The following is an 8,678-nucleotide window of genomic DNA, read 5'->3' as shown; positions in this document are numbered from 1 at the left end:
CGCCCCCGCCGGCGGTGGCGCGGCGGCCCCTGCGCGCCGCCCGCAATCGGACGCGCCGGCGCGCCCGGCGCGTGACCGCAAGAGCCAGGATGACCGGCGCCAGTCGGGCAAGCTGACCGTCAATCGCGCGCTCAGCGACGATGGCGGCGCGCGTGCCCGCTCGCTCGCGGCGCTGAAGCGTGCGCGCGAGAAGGAAAAGCGCCATTTCGGCCCGCGCGACGTGCAGCCCAAGCAGGTGCGCGACGTGGTCGTGCCCGAGGCGATCACCGTTCAGGAACTGGCCAACCGCATGGCGGAGAAGGGCGCCGACCTGGTGAAGGCGCTATTCAAGATGGGCATGATGGTGACCGTCAACCAGACGATCGACCAGGACACGGCCGAACTGCTCGTCACCGAATTCGGCCATAATGTGAAGCGGGTGAGCGACGCCGATATCGACCTGGCGTCCGATGCCGACAGCGATCCCGACGATCTGCTGCTTCCGCGTGCGCCGGTGGTCACCATCATGGGCCATGTCGACCATGGCAAGACCAGCCTGCTCGACGCTTTGCGCGGCACCGATGTGGTGAAGGGCGAGGCCGGCGGCATCACCCAGCATATCGGCGCCTATCAGGTCACGCTGAAGGACAAGTCGAAGATCACCTTCCTCGACACGCCGGGCCACGAAGCCTTCACCGAAATGCGCGCGCGCGGGGCGAACGTCACCGACATCGTCGTGCTGGTGGTGGCGGCCGACGACGGGCTGAAGCCGCAGACGGTGGAGGCGATCAGCCACACCAAGGCGGCCGGCGTGCCGATGATCGTGGCCATCAACAAGATCGACAAGCCCGAGGCCAACCCGCAAAAGGTGCGCGAGGCGCTGCTCCAGTATGACGTGATCGTCGAGGAGCTGTCGGGCGACGTGCAGGATGTCGAGGTGTCGGCGCTGAAGAAGACCGGCCTTGATGACCTGATCGAGAAGATCCAGCTCCAGGCCGAACTGATGGAGCTGAAGGCCAACCCCGAGCGGATGGCCGAGGGCACCGTGATCGAGGCGCAGCTGGACAAGGGCCGTGGCCCGGTGGCGACGATCCTCGTCAATCGCGGCACGCTGAAGGTGGGCGACGTGTTCGTCGTCGGCGCCGAAAGCGGCAAGGTGCGCGCCCTCGTCGACGACAAGGGTCGCCAGGTGAAGGAGGCCGGCCCCGCCATGCCGGTGGAAGTGCTGGGCCTGTCGGGCGTGCCGATGGCCGGCGATCCGCTGCAGGTGGTGGAAAATGAGGCGCGCGCCCGCGAAGTGGCGGCCTATCGCCGCGGCGTGCTGACCGCCAAGCGCACCACCCAGGCGCCGGCGAGCCTTGAATCGATGTTCTCGGCGCTGAAGGAAAAGCAGGCCATCGAATATCCGGTGGTGGTGAAGGCCGACACGCAAGGCTCGGTCGAGGCGATCGTCCATTCGATCAACAAGATCGGCACCGACGATATCCGCGCCCGCGTGCTCCATTCGGGCGTCGGCGGCATCACCGAAAGCGATGTGACGCTGGCGGGCGCGAGCGGCGCGCCGATCATCGGCTTCAACGTGCGCGCCAATGCCAAGGCGCGCGAGATTGCCGAACGGCAGAAGGTCGCGCTGAAATATTACGACATCATCTATGACCTGATCGACGAAATCCGCGCCGGCATGGCGGGCGAGCTGGGGCCGGAAGCGTTCGAAACGGTGGTCGGCCGCGCCGAAATCCGCGAAGTGTTCCCGGCCGGCAAGCATGGCCGCGCCGCCGGCCTGCTGGTGGTGGAAGGCTTTATCCGCAAGGCGCTGAAGGCGCGCATCACCCGCAATGACGTGATCATCTACAATGGCGAGATCGCCTCGCTCCGCCGCTTCAAGGACGATGTGGCCGAAGTGCGTGCGGGGCTGGAATGCGGCGTGACCTTCCTCAGCCACACCGACATCAAGCCCGGCGACTTCCTGGAGACGTTCGAGGTCGAACTGCGCCAGCGGACGTTGTGATGAACTCCCTCCCCCGCCGGCGGGAGGGGGTTCGGGGGGTGGGCCCCCGCGATGACCGTTGACTTAGGCCGAGGCCGGGTGCCCACCCCCGGCCCCTCCCGCAGGCGGGAGGGGAGGAAGTTCTGATGCGCTCCACCGAAACCCCCGAAACCCGCTCCGTCCGCACGCTGCGCGTGGGCGAACAGGTGCGGCATGCGCTGTCTGAAATCCTGGCGCGCGGCGATGTGCATGACGAGACGCTGACCAAGTATCTCGTCACCATTACCGAGGTGCGCCTGTCGCCCGATCTGAAGCACGCGACCGTGTTCGTGAAGCCGCTGCTCGGCCGGGACGAGGAGGCGGTACTGAAGGCGTTGCGCACCAACACCGCCTATCTGCAGAGCGAGGTCGCGCGGCGGGTGAACCTGAAATATGCCGCCCGGCTGAAATTCCTGCTCGACGAAAGCTTTGACGAAGGCGGCCGCATCGACCAGCTGCTGCGCGCGCCGCATGTGGCGCGGGATCTGCCCGGCGAGCCCGATTGACCATGGCCCCGGTAAGACCTATCCTACCGGCATGAACGCCAAGACCATTCTTTCCGCCAAGGGGCAGGTCGTCATCCCCAAGGATGTGCGCGACGCGCTGGGGCTGAAAACCGGGCAGGTGCTCGACGTGCAGCAGACCATGAACGGCGTGCTGCTCACCGTTGCCCAGCCGAAAAGCGGGCGCACGACGGGCGAGATTTTCGCACGCCTGCGCGAAATCGCGCCGCCCTGGGCCGGGCCGCCGGTGGCGATTGAGGAGATGGACCGCGCCATCGACCAGATGTTCGCCGAACGGCCGAGGGACGATATCTGAGCGTCGCCGTCGACACCAATATTCTGGTCCGCGCGCTGGTGCTTGACGATGCCGCCCAGTCGCGGGCGGCGCAGACCGTGCTCGAAGCGCCCTGGGTCTTGCTCGCCTCGGTCCTGCTCGAAACCGAATGGGTGCTGCGTTCCACCTATCGATGGCCGCGCGACCGGATTGCCGATGCGTTCGAGCAGGTTCTCGATCTTCCCACGCTTGCCCAGGCCCCGCTGCATGCCGGCTGGGCGGTGACGCGATACCGGGCGGGCGCCGATTTTTCCGATCTCATCCATCTGGCCCTCGCCCCGCCGGCCGAGCGGCTGGTGACCTTCGACCGACGGCTGGCCCGCGCCGCGGGCCCCGACACCCCCGTCCAGATCGAGACGTTCAGCTGATGGCCAAGCTCTATTTCTACTATGCGTCGATGAACGCGGGCAAATCGACCAGCTGCTGCGCGCGCCGCATGTGGCGCGGAATCTTCCGCAAGATTGACGCGGGCTGCGACTTCCACAACCATTGTCCCATGATCGGTCCAGCCCAGTTTCGGCCCACATCCCAGCCGCTATGACGGCGCACCGGCAATCGCCCTTGCCGCGCGTTCTGGCTGCCGTGATGCTGCTGGCAACATCTATGGTTGCGGGCTGCCAGCAGGCGCCATCGGCGGCTTTCCGGGACAAGGCGCTGCCGCCGCGTTTGACAGATGCCGACTTGCTGGCGGCGCTGGTGGCAAGCGGCGACTGGCCCGACGAGTCGCCCATTCACCGCGCTGCCCGGCTTCAAAGCTTGGGCGCCTGCATTGATCTGCATCGACCCGAGCCAAGCTTGGCGGACATGCGCTGGAGCCTGAACAGCCCAAGGGCAGCGGCGACCCGCGCTGGGCGTGTGCGCGGCATCACCGGCTGGATGACGCCGGCATCGACTGGCGGATTGGGGCCGGTGCCGCCAGAGACCGAACATCGGCTCGCGGACGCATCGGCTAAGGCGCTCCAGAAAGCTTCACCTGATAATGCAACGGACTCGCCCGGTAAGCCATGGCCCAAGCAATGCGATGCGTTCGACTGGTTCAACGAGCCGGCCTATGCGGAAAATTACGCGTTCGTCGACCGAGGCAGCTCTTGCGGCGGTGAATGCGGCTCCGGTCGGATTTTTGCGCTCGAATATCGTGATCGGCGTTGGCGATTGGTCGGTATCGTGCACACTTGGATCGCCTGAATGGCCAAGCTCTATTTCTACTATGCGTCGATGAACGCGGGCAAATCGACCACCTTGCTCCAGGCCGATTTCAACTATCGCGAGCGGGGCATGAAGACGGTGCTGTTCACCGCCGCGATCGATACGAGGAGCGGCGCGGGGACGATCGGCTCGCGCATCGGCCTGGCGCGGCAGGCGATCGGCTTCGATGCTGAGACCGATCTGCACGCAAGCGTTCTGGCGCAGGACGGCCCGATTGCTTGCGTGCTGGTGGACGAGGCGCAGTTCCTGTCGGCGGCGCAGGTCGATCAGCTCGCGCGGCTGGCGGATGAGGCGCGCGTGCCGGTGCTGGCCTACGGCCTGCGCACCGATTTCCGGGGCGATCTGTTCCCCGGTTCAGCGCGGCTGCTGGCGATTGCGGACGCGCTGGTCGAGCTGAAATCGGTGTGCGAATGCGGCGCCAAGGCGACGATGAACCTGCGCGTCGATGCGCAGGGCCGCGCGGTGGCCGATGGCGCGCAGACCGAGATTGGCGGCAATGACCGCTATGTGCCGCTGTGCCGCAAGCATTTCAATCAGCGCCGCGCGGCCGCTAAGTAGCCCGCGTGCATGGCTGGCTGATTCTGGACAAGCCCGTGGGGCTGGGCTCGACGCAAGCGGTGAGCGCGGTCAAGCGCGCGCTGCGTGCCGGTGGCTATCCGCGGGTGAAAGTGGGGCATGGCGGCACGCTCGATCCGCTTGCCTCCGGCGTGCTGCCGGTGGCGCTGGGGGAGGCGACGAAGCTGGCCGGGCGGCTGCTCGACGCGACCAAATGCTATGATTTCACCATCGGCTTCGGGGTGGAGACCGATACGCTCGATGCCGAGGGGCGGGCCGTGGCGACCAGCGATGTGCGGCCGACCCTGGCGCAGGTCGAGGCGGTGCTGCCGCGCTTCACCGGCCCCATCGAGCAGGTGCCGCCCGCTTATTCGGCGCTGAAAGTGGATGGCGAGCGCGCCTATGACCGCGCCCGCGCCGGCGAGACTGTGGCCCTTGCGAGCCGCGCGGTGGAGGTGCATCGCTTGCAGATCCTCCCCGGGACGGGGAGGTGGCAGCCCGCAGGGCTGACGGAGGGGGTTGCGGATCGCGGTGCCGCGCCGCTCACCGCCCCCTCCACCATCGGCTTCGCCGATGGTCCCCCTCCCCGTGCCGGGGAGGAGCTGGATGCCGTCACCCTCACCGCGACCGTCTCCAAGGGCACCTATATCCGCAGCCTGGCGCGCGACATTGCGCGCGCGCTGGGCACCGTTGGCCATGTCACCATGCTGCGCCGCACCCGCGCCGGGCCGTTCGACCTGGCGCACGCAATAACGCTGGACAAACTCGCCGATTTCGGGCAACGGCGCGGGCTTGAAGACCTACTTCTGCCGTTGAGGGCAGGGCTGGACGGTATCCCGGCTCTCTCCCTCGCCCCCGGTCAGGCAGAGGCGCTCCGCCAGGGGCGCGTGTTGACCGGGATCGCCGCCGCCAATGGCCTGCACCTTGCGCAACTTGGGGATGTACCCGTCGCGCTGGTCGAGCTTTTCGCCGGAGAAGTCCGGGTGGTGCGCGGCTTCAACCTGTCCTGATACCGAGGGAAGACCAATGTCGATTACCGCCGAGCGCAAGGAAGCGCTGATCAAGGAACATGCCCGCGTCGAGGGCGACACCGGCAGCCCCGAAGTGCAGGTCGCGATCCTGACGGAGCGCATCCAGAACCTGACCCAGCATTTCAAGACGCACGCCAAGGACAATCACTCGCGCCGCGGCCTGCTGATGCTGGTCAACAAGCGTCGGTCGCTGCTGGACTATCTGCGCAAGAGTGACGGCCAGCGTTATACCGACCTGATCGCCAAGCTCGGGCTTCGCAAATAAGCAACGGGGCGGCCCCATCTGGGGTCGCCCTTTTTCCAATCCGGGGGGCGCAGGCCCGCCGCATAACCGCCGGGCCAGGTGCAACCACACCGCCCGGCATTCGCATAAGCCCCAGGCCCAATGCCGGGGTGGACGACCGGGACGGTGCAATCCGGCACTGCCCCATGGGCCAAGCAAACGGCCCAAGACCGCGCGCGCCGGACAGCGCGCTCACAGGCCCCGGCCGGCATCGGGCCGCCGGGTGGAAGGAAAACAGATGTTCGACAAGAAGACCGTATCGATCGAGTGGGGCGGCAAGACGCTGACGCTCGAAACGGGCAAGGTTGCCCGCCAGGCCGATGGCGCCGTTATCGCGACGCTGGGCGAAACCGTGGTGCTGTGCGCCGTCACCGCCGCCAAGAGCGTGAAGGAAGGGCAGGATTTCTTCCCGCTCACCGTTCACTATCAGGAAAAATTCTCCGCCGCCGGCCGCATTCCCGGCGGCTTTTTCAAGCGCGAGCGCGGCGCCACCGAGCGCGAGACGCTGATCTCGCGGCTGATCGACCGGCCCGTGCGCCCGCTGTTCCCCGAAGGTTTCTATAACGAAATCAACGTTATCGCTCAGGTGATGAGCTATGACGGCGAAAATGAGCCCGACGTGCTCGCCATGATTGCCGCCTCGGCCGCGCTCACGCTGTCGGGCGTGCCGTTCATGGGGCCGATCGGCGCTGCCCGCGTCGGCTATCAGGATGGCGAGTATGTGCTCAACCCGTCGGACACGCAGGTCGAAGCCGGCCTGCTCGACCTGGTCGTTGCCGCCACCGGCGACGCGGTGATGATGGTCGAATCCGAAGCCAAGGAACTGTCGGAAGAGGTGATGCTGGGCGCGGTGATGTTCGCGCACAAGGCCAGCCGCCAGGTGATCAACGCGATCATCGACCTCGCTGAACAGGCCGCCAAGGACCCGTGGGAGCTGAAGGTCGCCGATGATGCGGCGGCGGTTAAGGCCGAGCTGAAGGCGCTGATCGGCGACGATATTGCCGCAGCCTACAAGACCACGCTCAAGTCCGACCGGGCCGACATGCTGAACGCGGCCCGCGCCAAGGCGAAGGCGGCCATGGCCGACAAGACGCCGCAGGAGCAGATGGCGGCGATCAAGCTCGTGAAGAAGCTGGAAGCCGAGATCGTGCGCGGTGCGATCCTGAAGGAGGGGCGCCGCATCGACGGCCGCACCACCACCCAGATCCGCCCGATCGAGGCCGAGGTGCACTTCCTGCCGCGCGCGCATGGCTCCGCCCTGTTCACCCGCGGCGAGACGCAGACCATCGCCACCACGACGCTGGGCACCAAGGATGCCGAGCAGATGATCGATGGGCTGAACGGCCTCAGCTACCAGCATTTCATGCTGCACTATAACTTCCCGCCCTATTCGGTGGGTGAAGTCGGCCGCTTCGGCGCGCCCAGCCGGCGCGACATCGGCCATGGCAAGCTCGCCTGGCGCGCGCTGCACGCGGTGCTGCCGTCGAAGGAGGAGTTCCCCTACACCATCCGCGTGACCAGCGACATCACCGAGTCGAACGGCTCGTCGTCGATGGCGACGGTGTGCGGCGGCTCGCTGAGCCTGATGGACGCGGGCGTGCCGATCAAGCGGCCGGTCAGCGGCATCGCCATGGGCCTGATCCTGGAAGGCAAGGAGTTCGCGGTGCTCAGTGACATCCTGGGCGACGAGGATCATCTGGGCGACATGGACTTCAAGGTCGCCGGCACCAGCGAGGGCATCACCTCGCTGCAGATGGACATCAAGATCGCCGGCATCACCGAAGAGATCATGACCGTGGCACTGGCGCAGGCCAAGGAAGGCCGTGCGCATATTCTGGGTGAAATGGCGAAGGCGCTGGGCGAAACCCGCACCGAGCTGTCGGCGCATGCGCCGCGCATCGAAACCTTCACCATCGACAAGTCGAAGATCCGCGACGTGATCGGCACCGGTGGCAAGGTGATCCGCGAGATCGTTGCCACCACCGGCGCCAAGGTCGACATCGACGACGAGGGCGTGATCAAGGTCTCCTCGTCCGACCATGCGCAGATCGAAGCCGCGATCAACTGGATCAAGGGCATCGTCGAGGAGCCCGAGGTCGGCAAGATCTACACCGGAAAGGTGGTCAATCTGGTCGATTTCGGCGCGTTCGTGAACTTCATGGGCGGCAAGGACGGCCTCGTCCACGTCTCCGAAATCAAGAATGAGCGGGTCGAAAAGGTCGCCGACGTCCTGAGCGAAGGCCAGGAAGTGAAGGTCAAGGTGCTGGAAATCGACCAGCGCGGCAAGGTGCGCCTGTCGATGCGCGTCGTCGATCAGGAAACCGGCGCCGAGCTGGAAGACACCCGCCCCGCACGCGAACCGCGCGAGCGCGGTGAGCGCAGCGACCGGGGTGACCGGGGTGATCGTGGCCGTGGTGGCCGCGACCGGGGCGAGCGGGGCGAGGGCGGTGGCCGTCGCCGCGAGGGCCGTGGTCCGCGCCGCGAGGGCGGCGACGCACCCGAGGCGGAATTCGCCCCCGCCTTCCTGACCGGCGAGCGCGACTAAGCGTTGCCGCGATGTGCCGGCACCGGCGGCGGGGAGATGCCCGCCGCCGGCGCCGGCACCGGCGGGCGTCGCCCCTGACGCCCGCTTTCCTTTTGCGGCCGGCTGCGCTATGCGCGCGCCGGTTTGCGTTGTTTGCGACGAGGGTTGTTTGGCCAAGGAAGAATTGCTCGAAATGCGCGGCACGGTGGTGGAATTGCTGCCCAATGCCATGTTCCG

9 protein-coding genes and 1 pseudogene are annotated in these 8,678 nt (G+C 66.8%); all 10 read left to right on the top strand.

The window, feature by feature from the left end; genetic code table 11:
* Positions 1-1,987 (top strand): translation initiation factor IF-2 (infB, locus tag K2Y03_RS07680; protein ID WP_294089713.1); only part of this gene is annotated, 1,987 nt, incomplete at its 5' end.
* A 125-nt stretch (positions 1,988-2,112) separates the two neighbouring features.
* The gene (gene rbfA / locus K2Y03_RS07675; protein ID WP_294089712.1) at positions 2,113-2,511 is read left to right on the top strand and encodes a 30S ribosome-binding factor RbfA; all 399 of its coding nucleotides are present in this window, start codon (positions 2,113-2,115) and stop codon (positions 2,509-2,511) included.
* 31 nt (positions 2,512-2,542) lie between these two features.
* Entirely contained in the window at positions 2,543-2,824 is a 282-nt protein-coding gene (locus K2Y03_RS07670) for an AbrB/MazE/SpoVT family DNA-binding domain-containing protein (RefSeq protein ID WP_294089710.1), read from the top strand.
* Positions 2,821-3,210 (top strand): type II toxin-antitoxin system VapC family toxin, encoded by a 390-nt coding sequence (locus K2Y03_RS07665; RefSeq protein ID WP_294089715.1) that lies wholly within the window; start codon positions 2,821-2,823, stop codon positions 3,208-3,210. Before K2Y03_RS07670 ends, K2Y03_RS07665 begins: the two co-directional genes overlap by 4 nt.
* A gap of 214 nt (positions 3,211-3,424) precedes the next feature.
* On the top strand, positions 3,425-4,027 hold the full coding sequence (locus K2Y03_RS07660) for a hypothetical protein (protein ID WP_294089709.1): 603 nt from the start codon (positions 3,425-3,427) through the stop codon (positions 4,025-4,027).
* Positions 4,028-4,606 (top strand): thymidine kinase, encoded by a 579-nt coding sequence (locus K2Y03_RS07655; protein WP_294089707.1) that lies wholly within the window; start codon positions 4,028-4,030, stop codon positions 4,604-4,606. It begins immediately after the preceding gene.
* Positions 4,607-4,611: 5 nt separating this feature from the next.
* Positions 4,612-5,613 carry a tRNA pseudouridine(55) synthase TruB gene (gene truB, locus K2Y03_RS07650; RefSeq protein WP_294089706.1) on the top strand — a complete coding sequence of 334 codons (1,002 nt, stop codon included), beginning with the start codon at positions 4,612-4,614 and terminating at the stop codon, positions 5,611-5,613.
* Between the two features lie 16 nt (positions 5,614-5,629).
* On the top strand, positions 5,630-5,899 hold the full coding sequence (gene rpsO, locus K2Y03_RS07645) for a 30S ribosomal protein S15 (RefSeq protein WP_294089705.1): 270 nt from the start codon (positions 5,630-5,632) through the stop codon (positions 5,897-5,899).
* 256 nt (positions 5,900-6,155) lie between these two features.
* A complete protein-coding gene (pnp, locus tag K2Y03_RS07640; protein ID WP_294089703.1) occupies positions 6,156-8,462 on the top strand; it encodes a polyribonucleotide nucleotidyltransferase in 2,307 nt (768 codons plus the stop codon).
* Between the two features lie 148 nt (positions 8,463-8,610).
* Positions 8,611-8,678 (top strand): annotated as a pseudogene (locus tag K2Y03_RS07635) (translation initiation factor IF-1); the annotation flags it as partial.

The sequence above is a fragment of the Sphingomonas sp. genome, from assembly GCF_019746015.1.
Lineage (GTDB): Bacteria > Pseudomonadota > Alphaproteobacteria > Sphingomonadales > Sphingomonadaceae > Sphingomonas.
Note: the sequence above shows the minus strand (reverse complement) of the source record. Positions and strands in the feature narration are given on the sequence as shown.